At 37.5% G+C, this 17,612-nt stretch carries 14 protein-coding genes; 7 read left to right on the top strand and 7 right to left on the bottom strand.

Annotated features, from left to right (window positions below):
- The first annotated feature begins 100 nt into the window (after window positions 1–100).
- The 3 genes from AA637_RS13530 to AA637_RS13520 all read left to right on the top strand — a co-directional run bounded on the left by AA637_RS13530 (window position 101) and on the right by AA637_RS13520 (window position 3,239).
- Complete coding sequence (locus AA637_RS13530) at window positions 101–1,036, top strand: ribonuclease Z (protein WP_446683192.1); 936 nt, start codon at window positions 101–103, stop codon at window positions 1,034–1,036.
- A gap of 114 nt (window positions 1,037–1,150) precedes the next feature.
- Window positions 1,151–2,482 carry a TrkH family potassium uptake protein gene (locus AA637_RS13525; protein ID WP_446683191.1) on the top strand — a complete coding sequence of 444 codons (1,332 nt, stop codon included), beginning with the start codon at window positions 1,151–1,153 and terminating at the stop codon, window positions 2,480–2,482.
- 73 nt (window positions 2,483–2,555) lie between these two features.
- Window positions 2,556–3,239 (top strand): potassium channel family protein, encoded by a 684-nt coding sequence (locus AA637_RS13520; protein ID WP_446684602.1) that lies wholly within the window; start codon window positions 2,556–2,558, stop codon window positions 3,237–3,239.
- Window positions 3,240–3,851: 612 nt separating this feature from the next.
- Here AA637_RS13520 and AA637_RS13515 read toward each other — a convergent pair.
- Both AA637_RS13515 and AA637_RS13510 read right to left on the bottom strand, forming a co-directional pair.
- Entirely contained in the window at window positions 3,852–5,336 is a 1,485-nt protein-coding gene (locus AA637_RS13515; protein ID WP_446683190.1) for a DUF7305 domain-containing protein, read from the bottom strand.
- 547 nt (window positions 5,337–5,883) lie between these two features.
- The gene (locus AA637_RS13510; RefSeq protein ID WP_446683189.1) at window positions 5,884–6,897 is read right to left on the bottom strand and encodes a diguanylate cyclase domain-containing protein; all 1,014 of its coding nucleotides are present in this window, start codon (window positions 6,895–6,897) and stop codon (window positions 5,884–5,886) included.
- Window positions 6,898–7,006: 109 nt separating this feature from the next.
- Here AA637_RS13510 and AA637_RS13505 point away from each other — a divergent pair, with 109 nt between their 5' ends.
- Window positions 7,007–8,248 (top strand): vWA domain-containing protein, encoded by a 1,242-nt coding sequence (locus AA637_RS13505; protein ID WP_446683188.1) that lies wholly within the window; start codon window positions 7,007–7,009, stop codon window positions 8,246–8,248.
- A 26-nt stretch (window positions 8,249–8,274) separates the two neighbouring features.
- A complete protein-coding gene (locus tag AA637_RS13500) occupies window positions 8,275–9,444 on the top strand; it encodes a DUF389 domain-containing protein (protein ID WP_446683187.1) in 1,170 nt (389 codons plus the stop codon).
- Between the two features lie 365 nt (window positions 9,445–9,809).
- Here the strand turns inward: AA637_RS13500 and AA637_RS13495 are convergent, their stop codons facing one another.
- The 4 genes from AA637_RS13495 to AA637_RS13480 form a co-directional block, all read right to left on the bottom strand.
- Entirely contained in the window at window positions 9,810–10,571 is a 762-nt protein-coding gene (locus AA637_RS13495) for a transporter substrate-binding domain-containing protein (RefSeq protein ID WP_446683186.1), read from the bottom strand.
- A complete protein-coding gene (locus AA637_RS13490) occupies window positions 10,564–12,456 on the bottom strand; it encodes a bifunctional serine/threonine-protein kinase/formylglycine-generating enzyme family protein (protein ID WP_446683185.1) in 1,893 nt (630 codons plus the stop codon). The genes AA637_RS13495 and AA637_RS13490 overlap by 8 nt, the downstream gene beginning before the upstream one ends.
- A 167-nt stretch (window positions 12,457–12,623) precedes the next feature.
- A complete protein-coding gene (locus AA637_RS13485; RefSeq protein WP_446683184.1) occupies window positions 12,624–12,914 on the bottom strand; it encodes an MgtC/SapB family protein in 291 nt (96 codons plus the stop codon).
- A gap of 5 nt (window positions 12,915–12,919) precedes the next feature.
- Window positions 12,920–13,771, bottom strand: a complete 852-nt coding sequence (locus AA637_RS13480) for a CPBP family intramembrane glutamic endopeptidase (RefSeq protein ID WP_446683183.1) — start codon at window positions 13,769–13,771, stop codon at window positions 12,920–12,922.
- A 186-nt stretch (window positions 13,772–13,957) separates the two neighbouring features.
- Between AA637_RS13480 and AA637_RS13475 the strand changes: the two genes are divergently transcribed.
- Complete coding sequence (locus AA637_RS13475) at window positions 13,958–14,440, top strand: hypothetical protein (protein WP_446683182.1); 483 nt, start codon at window positions 13,958–13,960, stop codon at window positions 14,438–14,440.
- Window positions 14,441–14,447: 7 nt separating this feature from the next.
- On the opposite strand, the gene AA637_RS13470 is transcribed toward AA637_RS13475, so the two are convergent.
- On the bottom strand, window positions 14,448–16,145 hold the full coding sequence (locus AA637_RS13470; RefSeq protein ID WP_446683181.1) for a GldG family protein: 1,698 nt from the start codon (window positions 16,143–16,145) through the stop codon (window positions 14,448–14,450).
- Window positions 16,146–16,315: 170 nt separating this feature from the next.
- Here AA637_RS13470 and AA637_RS13465 point away from each other — a divergent pair, with 170 nt between their 5' ends.
- A complete protein-coding gene (locus AA637_RS13465; RefSeq protein WP_446683180.1) occupies window positions 16,316–17,482 on the top strand; it encodes a PP2C family protein-serine/threonine phosphatase in 1,167 nt (388 codons plus the stop codon).
- The last annotated feature ends 130 nt before the right edge of the window (window positions 17,483–17,612 follow it).

Below are 17,612 nucleotides of genomic sequence, written 5' to 3'. Positions count from 1 at the left end.
TCGGTGGTTAATCGTTTCTTGTCTATTTTTGTAAAATAAATTGTCCATGGTGGAGTGGTAAACTAGGATTAATTACAAAGTATCAATAATATAGATAGTTGTGGAAGTAACTTTTTTAGGTACTAGTTCAGGAGTACCCACCCGAGCAAGAAATGTATCTAGTGTGGCACTTAGACTAACCCAGAGGGGAGAAATTTGGTTATTTGATTGCGGAGAAGGTACCCAACACCAAATTTTGCGCAGTGAATTAAAAACCTCCCAACTAAAAAAAATCTTCGTTACCCATATGCACGGAGATCATATTTTTGGTTTGATGGGATTACTGGCTAGTTGTGGGTTGGGCGCCCATGCAGAAAATGTGGAAGTTTATGGGCCTCCCGGGCTGGATGCTTATTTAAAGGCTTGTATGAAGTATTCTCAGACTTATTTCCCCTATGGTGTCCATTTTAAAACGGTTTCTCCTGGTGTTATCTATGAGGATGATGAATATATAGTTAGTACCGAGATGTTAAAACATCGTGTAACGGCTTTTGGTTATCGCATCAGTGAAAAAGATAAGGCTGGTAAATTTGATGTGGAAAAAGCCAAAAAAATGGGTATTCCCAGTGGCCCTGTGTATGGAAGATTGAAAAAGGGTGAAACCATTACCCTAGATGATGGACGCACTATCAATGGTTCTCAATTGTGTGGGCCGACGGAAATTGGACGTAAATTTGTTTATTGTACCGATACCGTTTTTTGTGAAAGTGCGATCGCCCTTAGCGAAGATGCTGACGTACTAATTCATGAAGCCACTTTTGCCCACCAAGACGCACAAATGGCCTTTGAAAGAATGCACTCCACCACCACCATGGCAGCCCAAGTGGCTCTTGCTGCTCAGGTTAAAAAACTTATCATGACCCACTTTAGCCCCCGTTATGCCCCGGGCAATACCCTTCAGTTAAATGATTTACTCAAGGAGGCTCAGGCTATTTTCCCCGAGACTATTCTTGCTTATGATTTTCTGAGCTACGAAATACCAAGACGAATTAATTGATAATTGAGAATGAATAATGGATAATTACGGTAAATTAAAACAGTTCAACTTTTGGCATAGAACCGAAGTTGATTATTGATATTCCCGTAACCCTAATATGAGAATTAAAAACTGATGACCATTGCTCGTACTATTTGCCTTGGATTTTTAGCCGTTATTTCCGTTGGTACAATATTATTATTATTACCTTTTTCCACCGTTGAACCGGGATGGGGAAACTTTACCACTGCTCTTTTTACTTCTACTTCTGCGGTATGTGTAACGGGTTTAATTGTGGTGGATACGGGAAGTTATTATACTTTTTGGGGACAATTATTTATTCTCTGTTTAATCCAAATTGGTGGACTGGGTTATATGACGACGACTACTTTTTTAATTTTATTAATAGGTAGAAAATTTGATTTTAGAGAAAAATTAGCCATCAAAGAGTCTTTTGATCGTCCTTTTCTTCACGGTAGCAAAAATCTTTTAACCTCTGTATTTGCTACTACTATTGCCTTAGAAACATTGGGAAGTTTAACTTTATTTTTTGTGTTTCAGCAAGACTATGGAAATAGAGAGAGCCTGTGGTTGGCTATTTTTCACAGTATTAGTGCGTGGAATAATGCAGGATTTAGTCTATTTGAGGATAGCTTGACTCAATATCAAACATCTATTCCTTTAAATGCTATTATCTGTTTTTTAATTATTTTTGGTGGTATTGGTTATCAGGTAATTATTGAATTTTATTTATGGTTAAGGGAAATAATAAATGTATCAAGTAAAAGAGAATATAGATTTTCTCTTAACTTTAGAATCGTTATTAGTACCACTATTTTTTTACTGATTTCTGGCACTATTTTCTTTTTCATCACTGAATACAATAATTTATTAATTGATTTTTCTCTTAGTGATAAGATTCTTTTGGCGTGGTTTCAGTCGGTTACTACTCGTACCGCTGGATTTAACTCCATTGATTTGGGGGCAATGACCATTGCTAGTTTATTTTTGACCATTGGTTTTATGTTTGTGGGGGGTAGTCCTAGTGGTACAGCGGGAGGAATAAAAACAACTACTCTACGGATTCTTTTTGAAAGTACCAAAACGGTTTTACAAGGAAAACAAGATGTAATTGCCTATGAGAGAGAAGTTCCTTCATCTCTTACTCTAAAAGCCATGGCGGTAGTTTTTGGCTCTACTATCACTGTGTTGGTGATCACTTTTAGCATTTCTTTTATTCATCCTGATTTTAACTTTATCAATATTTTCTTTGAAGTGGTGTCGGCGTTTGCCACGGTGGGACTTTCTACGGGAATTACCGCTGATTTGTCAGGACTCGCACAAATTCTAATTATTTTAACAATGTATATTGGGCGAGTTGGAGTATTATTGTTTATGTCAGCTATTTTGGGAGATCCTCGTCCCACCCGTATTCATTATCCAGAGGAGAATCTTTTAATCGGTTAGTAGTACTATGACATCAAATCAACCTAATTCCAGTAATAAAAGCGATCGCCAAAAAAGTATTTTTAATCTTGATATTAGTTCTCTAAAATTTTTGACTAATCTACGAAAGGAAAGTCGGCAATTTGCGGTGATTGGTTTGGGGAGGTTTGGTCGGGCGGTGTGTGAAACCCTTTATAATATGGGTTACGATGTCTTAGGTACGGATGTGGATGAGAAGTTAGTGGCTCAAGCCCTCACGGATAAAATCACTTCGAGCGCCCTTCAGCTTGACTGTACGGAGGTAAGTGCGTTACGGGAAGCTGGTATTTTTGAACTAGATACGGTGATAGTGGCGATCGGTAATTACTTGGAAGAAAGTATTATTACCACCCTTAATGTGAAGGAGGGGGGGGTTAAATATGTGGTTGCCAAGGCTTCTTCTAGTACCCATGGCAAGTTGTTAAAAAAAGTGGGCGCTGATTTGGTGGTATATCCAGAGCATGAGGCAGGATGCGAATTAGCTTATACTTTAACAAAACCAGGTATTTTAGATCGTTTTGAGTTAGATCCGGATAATAGCATTGTGGAGGTGTCTATTCCCGAGGAGTTTGATGGTAAAACCTTAGCGGAGATAAAAATTCGTAGTCGTTTTGGTTTAAATGTGTTGGCGGTGGGTAATGATGATAAGTTTGTGATAAATCCTCCTCCTCAGTTTGTATTACAAAAGGGTTTATCTATGGTAGTCATTGGTTCTAATAATGATATAAATCGTTTATAGATTTGATTTCCCTGAATTTCTCTACCCCTCTGCCTTTGGCATCTCCCCTTACAAAGGGAGAAGGGAGACTATTTGAGGTTATAAGGGCGATCGCACCATAACACTTAAGGAATTGCACTTTATCTCCCCATAATCTACTTTCTAGTCACGGGATTAATTAAACTACCACTTCATCATCGCACTGCCCCCTATACCCAATCAGCGCACTCTACCTCTTCATAATCGCCCCTTACAACAACCAGCGCACCTTAACCAAAAAACTGCATTCCTAATTCCTAAACAACATTAGTAATTGTTGAGGTTTCAGAATAGTGATGGTAATATTTTGTGGATAATCTGTGGGATTACGGGTGAGGATAGCATCTAAATTGTTCAAAAGTGCAGTATGATACTGTACATCATCTTCAAAATCTTTGTAGTGTTCTAATAAGGCTTGTTTTACAATTTTTTCATCTACGGTAGTAACTTTTAAATTATATTGGTAAGCAATTCTATTTTACTTCTACTTATAACGCTCCAGTGCACCACAACACTCAAAATAGCACCATAATACTCAAAAATCGCCCCGAAGGACGACAAAAAAGTATTGAGTTTAAAACAAATAAACCTATCTTAATTTTCAGTTAATGTTTGTCTTGTCCAATTATTAATGTTTCTTAGGGTTATGACTGGAGGAGTAGGAACCTTACGATCTTGACCACTTATATAATCTCCATAAGTTCCAGAAGCTCCAAGAAGAACACCTGAATTACTACTTGAGCCATTCCATGATTTAAGCCACAAAGAACCTGAGAAATTGGGATAGCTATTGCCACCACCATTCACCCCACCAGTTGCTTCTGGAGCGTGTATAAAAAGCTTTGCGGTTGTACCACCACCATTGATTTTTACTGATTCTGTGTTGCAAGGTGAAGTTTGACCAGACGCACAACCATATTTACCTTCAACATTTCCGTATATTTGGAGACTAGAGCTTTCTGGAACATTTATAGAACTGTTGCCACCCATAGAAAAGTCACCTTGAAGATAAATTACAACATCAGAATTTTCTTTAATTTCTAAAGTATCACTTCCTCCTAATGAAATAGAAGAAACTAAGTAATTTCCACTATCCAAAGACTTTGGTAATGCTTCTTTTTTATTATTACCATTTTTTTTGTTAGAGCTATTTTCACTAGAGGACAAGTCCGTGTAATTACCTGATTCAGGTAATTCAGGAGTAGGAGGCATTAATTCACTTGATTTCTCCACTGCAAATAAAGGACTATTTTTGCTATTTTTCTCAGCTGTTGGTAATTTACCCGTAAAATCACAATTGAGAGCAGAAATTTTTATTGCTCCATTAATATTATTATTCCCGAAATCATTATCTGAATTATCCATTATCCAGAGAGCGGGAACGTTTTCATTTACACCAGATAGCGTTTCATCATCTTTATCTAATTCCACAGGAAAATCAACGGCTATTTCAGAGACACTAGAGCCATTTACTCGACCCTGAATAACTAAAGTCCCTGTGTCGCTGTTATTTCCATACTCCACTAAGCGATAATCAGCACCGTTTTCCATATCAACCCAACCACTCGTTCCATCAGAAGAGAGATTGACCACTCCTTTCGTTCCCTGCAATTTACTTTTTATCGTTTCGGGAGTAAATGAACTTTCAGAACCTTGAGAACCTGAAGCTACGCAACTATTACTATTTTGGTCGCTAGATTCTTTTTCAGAATCACCTAGAAAGTTGTTCAATTCTTCTTCTAGTTCATTTTCATTGGAAACATCAAGAAGAGCTACCCATTTAGAATTAGGTGCCATAGCAAGGCGGGGTTCTTGGATGAATAAATTCTGAATTCTTGCAACTCCTGCTTCTGCAGCAGCTACAGCCTGAGCGGTTTGTTCATCGGAGGTGACATTAGTTTTGTTCTGACTAGAAGTGGCGATCGCCAAGGTTGTTCCCGCAATCATCAAAGCACCAAGACCAACACCCACTGCAAGGATAGAGCCTTTTTGGGAGCCGTTTTGCAACACGGATAGGAGTTTAAACTTAAAGTTTGCTCCGAAGCTATCTTGTTTTAAATTTTTATTATTGTGTAACATAGTATTCACCCATTCCCTTTACTAACAGTGAGTTTAATTTTGATAATTTTTTGAATATTAGTTAAACCTTCTGTACTGATGCCTTTATGATGGTCTATGGTTGATTTATGGCTTCTTGTACACTTTACTGAGCAGAATAAAACTAATACGTAAATATATTTTTACCTATGGCCTTATTTTACCCAAAAAACAGCAAATTAATAACAGTGAATATACTTAAAATACCCATGTATTTTTTTGATAAAGTTTACGTACTTTTAACCATATTTAAGTTTACTATTGTCTAGTTTTAAAGAATATTATGAATGCAAATCTTTATCTAAAGATATTAACAAATAGTAAATGACCTTGTCAGGGAAACAAGGGTTAATAACTGATAAATAAGGGAGAATAACCCCATAGTAAAAGATTTTTCTCCCTTGTTCGCTGATAAATAAAAAATTACATCATACTTTTTAGTCTTATGTAAATAGTTTAAAAGAGTCATAAATTGAGTAATGATTTAATGATCTATTCTCCGGTCACTAAAAAAGGGCTTTTTTTGCTTTTAAAATTGGTCTATTACAATGGCATTAGCTTCCCTAGAGGCGATCGCCTTTTGTAAACAATCTTGAGCCACATCCACTAAACTACTAGAATGGATTGCTTGGGTAGGAATACCCGTTGCCAGTCCAAAACTAAAAGTAATAAACTCACTGACAGCAGAAAAATGATGGGGAATTTGCAACGCCATGATATGCTCTCCTATTACCTGAGCCACCTTTTGAACACCTACGTAATCAGTGCTGGGCAATAACACCGCAAAAGTATCTTTGTCAAATTCTGCTATCACATCTCCCGCCCGTTTGGCTGTCTCTTTTACATCCTCGGTGATAATCCGCAGACAACTATCAACAATTTCCTTTTCGTGGTTTTCTTCGTAGGATTGAAAATCATTAATTTTTGCCAAAATGATAGATATATTCGTTCCCTCTGTATCAGAAAAAGAAGTCCTTTGGCGAGAAGCTCTTAGCCATTCTTTTTGTAACATTTCTTCAAAATACTTACGATTAGGAATTATGTTTAATCTTCCTTCATTACTATGATGATTTAATGTTAAATTATGTTTTTCTACCAATTCTTGTAACCGTTGATAATGGGGAATAATTTTATGTAATTGGTTTGTTGTTTCCCGTAAATTATCTTTTAAATCCTTGATAAGTAGCTGTTGATTGAGACGATGAATAACTTCCCTTTCTATAAAAGGATAATTAATATAGTCGTCTGCCCCTGCATCAAAGTTTTGCTCCACGTTAAAATAACGACCATCTCGATTGATAATAATTATGGGGAGGTTTTTACCTTTTTCTAAAAGTTTAATTTTCTTGCAAATCAAATAACAATTTAGGTCTTTTATGGTACTACTAATCAAGATTAAATCTGGGGCTTGTAGCTGAACAAAATTCAGCAAGTCCGACTCATTATCCACATCTACAAGGGAATGATTTGATTCAGAGATTAATTCTCGAAAAAAACCTATTTGTTCTTCTAAATCGTCTAAAATGATTATACTTTTTTTCATTAGTTTATTAAATATTAATTAAAATCAGATTAACTTTTACTATCAAATTTAAAAATCTCGGTAATAATAAAAATGATACTGACAATTTTTAAAATTATCCCAATTACTTATGAAACCTTTACTAAAAGCCAGACTAAATGACACTAATCTTTCTGCGGAAAACACCAGCACCCAAAGACAGTTAGAAATCAGTGTCCAAGCTGTAAAAGATTCGTCTCTAAATCGTTTACCTATTAACCTATGTATTATTTTGGATCATAGTGGCTCTATGGTGGGTAAACCGTTAGAAAACGTAAAACAAGCGGCGATCGCCCTTATCGAGAAATTGAATCAAGAAGACCGAGTTTCGGTGGTGGGTTTCAACCATGAAGCAACGGTAGTTGTTAACAGTCAACCTATTTCTGACTTAGAAACCATTAAAACCCAAATCAACCAACTACGCGCTGACGGAGGCACCGCCATTGATGAGGGCATGAAACTGGGTATCCAACAAATTAACCTTGGTAAAGAAAATCGTGTGTCGCAAATTTTACTCCTTACCGATGGGGAAAATGAGCATGGCAGTAATGAAAAATGTCTGAAACTTGCCAAAATGTCTTCGGAATATAACATTACCCTCAATGCCATGGGTTTTGGGAACAATTGGAATCAAAAGATATTGGAGGGCATTAGTGATTGTGCCAATGGTACTTTAACCCATATCGAATTTGCTGAACAGGCAAAAGAGGAGTTTCAAAAGTTACTCACCCGCATGGAATCCGTGGGCTTAACCAATGCTTTCTTGATTATGGAATTAGGGGAAGATGTACGCATGGCGGAGTTAAAACCCATGGCTCAGGTAGCCCCAGAAACCGTAGAATTAGATCCTCAAAGGGAGGATGACTACACTAATAAATATACCGTACGTTTAGGGGATTTAATGACCAATGAACGCATTATTTTAACGAATCTCTATCTCGGTAAATTATCCCTCGGCTCTCAGGCGATCGCCAAGATTAAGGTACAATATGACGATATAAAAGGGCAAACCCTAACCTCTGACGAAATACCCGTTAATATTCAAGTCCAAGCCCAGTATCAACCCCAAAATGATGAAGAAATACAAAAATCTTTACTTACCCTTGCCAAATATCGCCAAACTCGCCTAGCTCAAGAAAAAATTGAACAGGGAGACAATCAAGGTGCCGCTACCTTGCTACAAAACGCAGCTAAAACTGCCCTTCAATTAGGGGATCAAAGTGGTGCAACCGTACTACAAACCAGTGCTACCCGTTTACAAACAGGACAACAATTATCGGAGTCTGAGAAGAAAAAAACTCAGATGGCCGCCAAAACAACCCTGCAACTATAATCTTTTTTAGCAATACTTTCTAAAAGATGAATCAATCTAACCTTCGGCAACAAGTACAAAATTTCGTAGCGGAATGGTTTAACCGTAAAAAAATAAGAACGATTTGGCGTTGGCTCAAGTTTTCAGTAAATCGTATTCTGCCCCATGTTTCTGCTACCCGTATCGCTAAATTACATCAGGAGTTGACTAGCGATTCTCGCTGGGGGGTTGACTATCTTTTATGTACCGTTGCTTCTTGTCTCATTGCTTCTTTTGGATTACTGAGTAATAGTGCTGCGGTGATTATTGGGGCGATGATTGTTGCCCCTTTGATGTTGCCTTTACGGGGTTTGGCTTTTTCTGCTTGTGAAGCGGATTTAAGACTTTTTAATAAGTCCATTCTCTCGTTGGTAGGAGCGACTTTAATTTCTTTGGTGTTATCTTGGTTTATCGCTGTGGTGGTGGCTTTGCCCGATGTGGGTTCAGAAATTGTGGCTCGAACTGAGCCCACTCTCATTGATTTGGGTATCGCCATTAGTGCTGGATTAATTAGTGGCTTTGGTAAAGTGCGATCTGGAATTAGTGAAACCCTCGCGGGAACTGCGATCGCCGTTGCTCTCATGCCTCCTCTGTGTGTGGTGGGAATCTCCCTTGCGGGGGGGTTATATGCCTACGCCACAGGAGCTTTTTTGCTCTATGTCACAAACCTACTGGGCATTACCCTCGCTTGTATGGTAGCTTTTATCCTCTCTGGCTACACCAAAGCGACTAAAGCCCTTGGGTGGGCTAGTGTGACAACTGCTTTTTTAGTTATTCCCTTGGGAGCTAGTTTTTTTCAGTTAATTCAACAACAAGAAATCGAAAAGGAAATTAACCGTCAATTAGCCAATGAAACTATCACTGTGGGGCAAGATGTGGAAGCAGTAAAGGTAGGAATTATTTGGACACAAAGTCCTCCTCTGATTAATGTAACGATGCAAACAGATAAGGAAATCACTTCCCGACAGGTAAGTTTAGTAAGGGATTATATTAGCTCTAAGATGAATCGAGATTTTGAGCTAATTTTTTATATTGTACCTGTGAGAAGGATTACGAGGGAGGAGGCGGAGATGTTTATTCCTCCCGATAGCTCAAATATTTTTGAAAATTTTGATCAAGATACCAATTTTATAATTCCTCAAGGGGAAAGAGGTTCAAGGTTTAATGTTGATAATTAGGGTTTATTTACCTAAAAAAAATTCCTCCTCTAAAAGAGAAAGGAAAAAGAAAAACTACGGCAATTATTTAAATTTTTGAAAAAAAAAGGGACTTCTTTCTGAGGGAAGCCCCTAAATAAATTGAGGAAACAATTTAACACATTAAGAACAATTTTCACCTTCGCTATTACAGCTTGATGAGTGATTCATCCATCACCCATAAAGCCAAGCAAGTTTGTGGTAATTGCCAACAACCTTTTGGACTGCTTTATTTACTGCAAACTTATTTAAATAACTACTATAAAGTAGTATAGCTTAATTGATATTTAATTGCAACTATTGTTAAAAAAGATCGTGACTTTGTTCTATGAAACTGAACAAAATCCTTAGCGCAATCCCCAATACTCAATCCTTTCTTGTAACCATCCTTGTCGGGCAAGGTTAGCCATTATTTGATTAATTTTATCTCTTAATTCCTGATGTTGTAAGCCTTTGGGAAGGGCGATCGCCAAGGGATAAGCTCCATATACTTGTGGTAATAAACGATACTGGGGGTTTTCCTGTGTCCATCCTGTGAGTAGGGTTATATCCCCGGCAAATGCTGTTACTTGTCCTTGAGCAACTAATGATAATCCTTCTTGATAAGATTTTACTCCTTGTAATTGTATGGAGGGTAAATTTTGCTTGAGAAGAACGATCGCACTGGAACCCTCTAAAACTGCAATGGTATTATTATTAGATATGGAGGAATCTTGTAAACTAACTAGGGCAGTACCAGAAAGATAATAATTGTGGCTAAAGTCCACAACCCGCAACCGAGAGCGAGTAACAGTTATAGAGGCGATCGCCAAATCCACTTTACCATCAATTACCGCCCTGAGGCGATCGTTATTAGCCAAAGGAATAAACTCCACCGCCGACTCATTCCCCAACAACTCTTGGGCTAAACGGTGTATTATATCAATTTCTAACCCCTGTAAATTATCCTCATTATCCCGAAAAGAAAGGGGACGATGATTATATTCCGTAATACCCACCAACAAACGTCCTCTGTTTTCGATAACTGCCCAAGGAATTGTTAACCCCTGCCCAGACAAAAGCAAAGTCATTAATAAAGACAAAAAACCAACCCACCATAACTTAACCATCTAAGATACAAGCCACCCGAAAACCGATAAAATTATACGTAGAATCCGCCACATAACTACCACGTTTTGCACTGCGACAATAATTACTCGCCAATGACCATGAGCCACCCCTTACCACCCGAGGAGTGGTACTAAGTTGAGAATAAAAGGCCGAACCATCCTTGGCTTTATTGGCATAATTGGGAGTGTAATGATCTTCACACCATTCCCATACATTACCATGACAATCATACAAACCGAAGCCATTGGGGGAAAAACTATCTACAGGGGTTGTTTTGCGGTCAAATTTATCGTCACTATTACTGTTTGCCTTAACGTTTTTGCGATTGTCATAATTAGCAAACTGAGGATTAATAATATTCCCAAAAGAAAATATAGAATGACTGCCTCCCCGACAAGCATATTCCCATTCTGCCTCTGTGGGTAAACGATAACTTCGTTTTGTATATTCTTTTAACCGTAAACAAAATTCTTGGGCATCATACCACGAAATTTTTTCCACCGGTAGATTGTCCCCCCGAAAACCTGAAGGACTATCTTTCAAAAAACGCTGTACTTTAGGAAGAGAACTTACAAAACGCCATTGAGTCTGAGTGATGGGATATTTACTCATATAGAAAGGGAAAATATTGACCCGATAAGAAGGGGTTTCGTCTTTTTCCTTTTCTGAGTCGGTGTTGGGTGAACCCATCAAGAAAGTTCCTGCGGGTATAAAAATCATTTCTAAGTTTACCCCTTCTCCCAAATACTCTACAAAAAATTTATTTTTCTTAGTAAGTACTTGTTTATCAATACCCCCTACTAATCCAAATAGTTTTTTCTTTTCTTGGATAGTTACTGAATCAAACTCGAAAGTCTCTATATTCGGGCTATCGGGGATTAATGTATTTTCCACTAAGGCATTATTACCCTTCAGGGGAACTACTTGATCGTCTCCGATGATAAAATCTTCTTCTGGGGATAAAGAAATACTAATTTCTGAGTTGGTGGGGCTTGTAGTGGCATCATCACTATTATCTTCTTTTTTTTGCTCTGGCGATGGCACTGGGGGCTTATTTTCTGTTAATTTCTCGAGGGCGAAAAAGTTAAACCAGTCTCTAATAAACTTCGGACGTTGTTCTGGATTAACACTCATACCCTTTAATATAGCGTTATTGGTGCGATCGCTCAGATTAGGAGATAATTGTTGTGGTGGAATCAAATCCTTATACTGACGAAACTGGGAAGGGGTAGGAAGTTGCCCCGTCACCAACACATATAAAATAGCGGCAAGGGAGTATATGTCAGTATAAGCACCAATTTTGGCATTTTCCAAGCTCAACTCAGGAGGGGCAAAAGCATCCGTCATGGCATTCTTAATTTTATCCCCCTCAAAAGCGAATAACTTAATGGCCAAACCATAATCTACAAAAATAGGCTCTTGAGAAACTTTATCGAGGATAATATTTTGGGGCTTAATGCGCTGATGTAAAACCCTATTTTGATGGAGTAAATTAACCCCAGACGCAACTTTCGTAATTAACCTAAGAGCATCATTTTCACTTAATTTACCATAACGGTCTATAAAGGAAGCTAAATCGTCTCCTTCAACATATTCCATCACCATATAAACCAAGTCATCTTCCTGAAACACTTCTGGATATACTCTCACCAAAGAAGGATGATTACAACGAGCTATTTTAATAGCCTGTTTTATAAGCTGTTTTTCTAATTGTATTCCCTGCTCTACATTTTGCCATACCCTTTGGGTAGCTTTTAGGGCAACAGTTTTTCCCCTAGCCACATCCATGGCCTTGTAGGTAATTCCTAGCCCCCCTCGCAAGGACATGGATTCGATGACATACTGCCCATTATGTAGTTTTTTTCCTTTTTTCCAAGTTGCCATGGATATTTAATTATGCACACTATTACCTAGATAATAGCGGAATTAGTATGAAAAAAGATCTGTTTGGGTACAAAGGATAATTCCATCAGTCAATCATAAAGATTTTAATTTGTTGTTCGATTTCAAATACCAATACCTTTCTCAGTAAATAACTTTTTGAATAGCTTCTAGTTATGATTATTTAACTTACGAAAAGACATTTTCATAATTTTCAACAAGATTAAACACAATAACAATATTGTGATAGCTAAACGCCATAAACCAACTCCACAAGCCAAACCAACCCCTGATGAAATCCATATTTCCGCAGCCCCAGTTAATCCTTTAGCGTTATTTCCCCCCTTCAGAATTAAACCACCACCAATAAATCCTACTCCTTGAATAATTCCTGTAATTACCCTTGCTTTTTCTGTAGGGTCAACTTCCTCTACAATTAAAACAAAAGCACAAGAAGCCAAAGAAACTAAACCATTCGCTTTTGTTTTGGCATATTAAACAAGGCAAAAACAGTTAAAAATCCTAACCCCATTAAACCAGCGATGGGATTTTGATTTATACCAGTAATCCATTGGGGTACAACATCAGTATAAGTGAGCATTTCTCCCACATTAAGTACATAATAACCCCATACAAATCCTCCATGGAAACCAATACAGATACCCAAGAGGTTTTTATGTTTCCGTTTTGCCCACACCAAGGAGAAACCCAATACAAATAATGCAGGAAAAGTGATAATGGTACGGATTACTTCATCTAGGGGTTTGATGAAGTGTAGCAGGGCAAATATAAATCCATTTATGGCGGTGGTGCTAGGGGCAGAAAAATCTTTTTCTAATTCTGATAATAACCAGCCTCGAAAAAATAATTCTTCGGCAAAACTGATAAAAAGAGCACTAAGAAAGCCCTCTATTAATAAATACACTATGTTGGTTGTGGGAGGGTTAAAAGTAACCCAGCCAAATAATGCTTGTATGCCAAATAATGACCATGTGATGGCAAAACTGATGGAAAACCCAACAACTAAATTTAAAAAATTTCTACGGCTGTTGACTAAGCCATAAGAGCGAAAGATATGATTATTTTTATATACATATTTACCCCAAACTTTGACTAATATTAAAAAAGCAATAAATAACATTGCCATAGTAATTATGGTTGTTAAATTTGCATCTTGGTTTTGTAGAGTGAGATAGACTGGGGCGGCAAAGGGAAACCAGAGAAATGACAAGGCGAGGACAAAAATCCCCACTCTTGGTAAAATGGGATAATTAGGAATTTTATTTAATAACAAGTCAAAAATAGTCTTATTTTGCAATAATCTTTAAATTAGCTTAAATTATATCGCAGTTTATTTATTTTGCTTTGGCATAATTAATATTATGCTCTTTGATTTTTGATAATGTGCTGATTTTAATGGCTTTCGAAGAATGATATTGTATTTCTCCGATTGATCAAAAGATGTCAGTATAATAAGAATGGGAAAGAAAAACCAATCAAAATCATGAATTTAGACCAGCAATTTGACAATTTAATTAATCAAGCTCCAAAATATGGTGTACCTGCCCCCATCATGCAATATGGCGTTGTACCAGTTTTAAAGGTATATGCCCAACAATTAAGCCATAAAAAATACTATCTCAGACAAACCCTAGAAAATAATTTAGTATTAACAGTGTTGGGTAAGCAGGATAACCCGGATATAGAAAAAAAAGTAGTCTATGCTTTCCCTACCGTAGAGGATGCAGTGCAATTTGCAGATAGTGACATTGATAAACTAGAAATAGTTGCCCAAGAAATTAGCATTGGTGAGATTCTCTTTCAAATGTTTACCCTGCGTGAAGTAGATAGTATCATTTTTCTCGATACTCCTCAAAATTATAACCAAAGCAAAGAAATTTACTGTGATAAATTACAACAGGCAATTCAAGAAAATTTGAAAATGCTGTTAGACACAAATAAGTCGCCTAACAGCACCATTGCTTAGTCTTATCCTAACGGCTTCTTTTCCACCAAATCAAGATAGCTGTGGCAAAACCTAGCCCCGGGATAATTAGCAAGGCTAACCAACTGGTTAAAATAACATGGAAACTTTCGATATTTAACCGTCGATTACTCGGTAATTTAGGGCTAATGGAGAGGGCTGATTCATCAGCACCAGATAGCCAAGCGATGGAGTTAAACCATACATCACTATTTAGCTGTTGAGAAAACCAGCCGTTGGTGGCAAAAGTGGAGTTTCCCATCACTACCATTCTTGTTTCTGGAGGTAATTCTGGGATGTTATTTTCTTGAATCGGCACGGGATTTGGCTCGTTAATGGCAGGTGGTTGGGGTAAATCTCCTTGGGATAAATCTTCGGGGAAGGTTTGATTTTCTTCTTCGGGAGTTTCTTCTTCGATGATTGTTTCATCAGGGGGTTGGATGTCACCTTGTGATGGGGCTTCAGGATTTTCCCTTAATAGGGCAACACCTACATTTAAGGGGCCGGGTAAGTCCTCTTCTGGGTTAAATTCAATGGTATCTTGAGTTAAATTACTTTCTGCCCATGTTTGGGGGTTGGTGAGTAGGAGGGGGGTAGGGGTAATATTTTCTTCTTCTGTGGTTAAAATTGCTCTGGCAAAGGGGAAAATGCTGATACCATTGTCAAAGTTGCGGGTAATGGGATGATTTCCATAATCTACCACAAAGGTGACGGAAGGCCCTAAACCAAATACGTCTCCAGTGCCTGAGCCATCTACGATTAAGCCATCATGGAGGACTATTCCCCATTGGGCAAATAAGCGATTTAAACTTGACGGGCTTTGGGCATCATACATGACTAATAGACTACCACCATTGTTGACAAATCTTTCGATCGCCCTTACTTCTCCTTCTAATAGTTCCCTTGTACCACTACTGACCATCAACACATCAGCATTAGGAGGCACTAAGGGAGTGCTAGTAAGGTTTAAGCCTTGGACAACATAACTCTTTTCCGTTAAACTTGCCACTGCCTGAGAAAAACTATTTTCCCCCTCCTCTAGGGTAGGTTCTCCATGACCCTGTAAAATATACACCATGGGCTGCTCTGTACGTTGGATAGTGGCGATCGCATTTGTCAGAGCAATTTCCGTTAGACGACTATTAGGGGAAACCGTCTGCACCAATTGCCGTTGCCCCCCCCTCTCAATATATACATCCCCCTGTCTTTGTACCCCAAATTCTTGGGCTAAACTAAATCTTACCTGTGGATTAACGAATTCATACTCAAATAAACCATTATTACTTTGATAATCTTCCAATAAAGTGCGATCGTTAGGATTAGCAGGACTATCAAAAACATATACCTTCAAAGGCTCATCCAAATTACTCACCAACTCTCGAGACTGAGGAGACAACGTAAAAAGTTGATTTTCAGTCAAATCAACCCTCCAAGAATAATTAATTCCAAGATAGTTAATTACCGCTAAAATTAATATAACCGCCCCCGTAGAAATCAAAGCATTAGTACCAGCCTCCGTCGAGCGCATTCCCCAAAAACCTTGATTTTGGTAGAGAGAAAATATTAAAACTCCTCCCAATGCCAAACCCCCTACCAATGCCAAAACAAACCCCAGCACAGAAGCGGTTTCTGACAAAAAACTAATAATAATACCAGCAGATAGAAAAAAGATACCTGCAAACAAAAAATATAACTTGTACTTTCTCATAAAAAAATGTTTAGATCAACCAAGATTAACCATAATCCATCAACAAGCATATACGCTACTCTTAATAAGTAACAATTGGTTATCCTATTGATTATCTACCAGAAAATTTGGTTTTTAGACTCAGTCACTAAAGATCAAGATTACACAAAAATTATGTAAAACATCCCACAATGGCTCACATTCTCATCATAGACGATGATCGAACAATTCAAATTCTCCTCACCCGAACTTTAAAAAAAAGCGGTTATGAAGTCAGCATCGCCTCCGATGGAATAACAGGCTTAGAATTAGCTGAAAAAATTAAACCCGCCCTCATCATATCCGATTGGCTAATGCCTCGCATGGGAGGTTTAGATGTTTGTCGGCAAGTAAAACAAAATCCAGCCCTTACCACCACCTTTTTTATACTCATCACCTCTAAAATATCCGTGGACGATAGAGTACAAGGATTAGATGCAGGCGCCGATGACTTTATCTGTAAACCCATCGACTTACAAGAGTTGAAAGCCAGAGTAAGAGCAGGATTAAGACTACATCAACTCAGCCAAGACTTACAGAAGCAAAAGCAACTTTTAGAAAAACAAAAAAAACTTTTAGAAAAGCAGAAACACCAACTAGAAACAGAATTATCAGAAGCAGCCGACTACGTAAGCGTAGTATTACCCGAGTGTTTGCACCATGAAAAAATAGACATTGATTTTCGTTTTATTCCCTCTCGTCAACTGGGGGGCGATATTTTTGACTATTTCTTTTTAGATGAAGAAAGTTTAGTTTTTTATTTATTAGATGTTTCTGGTCATGGTTTAGGGGCTGCCCTACCCTCTATTTCTACCTTTAATTTATTACGTTATGGTAATCTAGGAAAAATTAATTATAAAGAACCTAATCAAGTTTTATTCAGTCTGAATAATTTCTTTCAAATGACCAATAAAAATGATAAATATTTAACTATTTGGTATGGGATATATAATCTCAATAGTAATAAATTAACCTTTTCTAGTGCAGGACATCCCCCTGGTATATACATTTACCGAGACAACTCCCAGCAGTTAAAAATATTAAAATTAAAAACCCCTGGACTGCCTATTGGTATGTTTCCCAACGTAAACTATGACAATAGTAGTTATGAAATAGAATCTCCATCAACTTTATATATTTTTAGCGATGGAATTTATGAAATTATAGGGCCAGATCAACAAATGTGGGGCATCGATGATTTTATCACCATTTTAGAACAAAAGTCAGATTTAGACGACATTTTAAGTCATGCAAAATCACATAATAATAGTGATTATTTTTCTGATGATTTATCTATTATGAAAATTGAATTTAAATAGAAAACACCTAAAAGATAGCGTTTTTATAATTATGAGATACATTTATTATTCTCAAGTCCCCCTTATTTGCGGGGGATTTAGGGGGATCATTTTGTACCCCATAACCATGATAATTGCTATAAATCCCTTA

Source organism: Cyanobacterium sp. HL-69 (assembly GCA_002813895.1).
In the GTDB taxonomy this organism is placed as follows: Bacteria; Cyanobacteriota; Cyanobacteriia; order Cyanobacteriales; family Cyanobacteriaceae; genus Cyanobacterium.
Note: the sequence above shows the minus strand (reverse complement) of the source record. Positions and strands in the feature narration are given on the sequence as shown.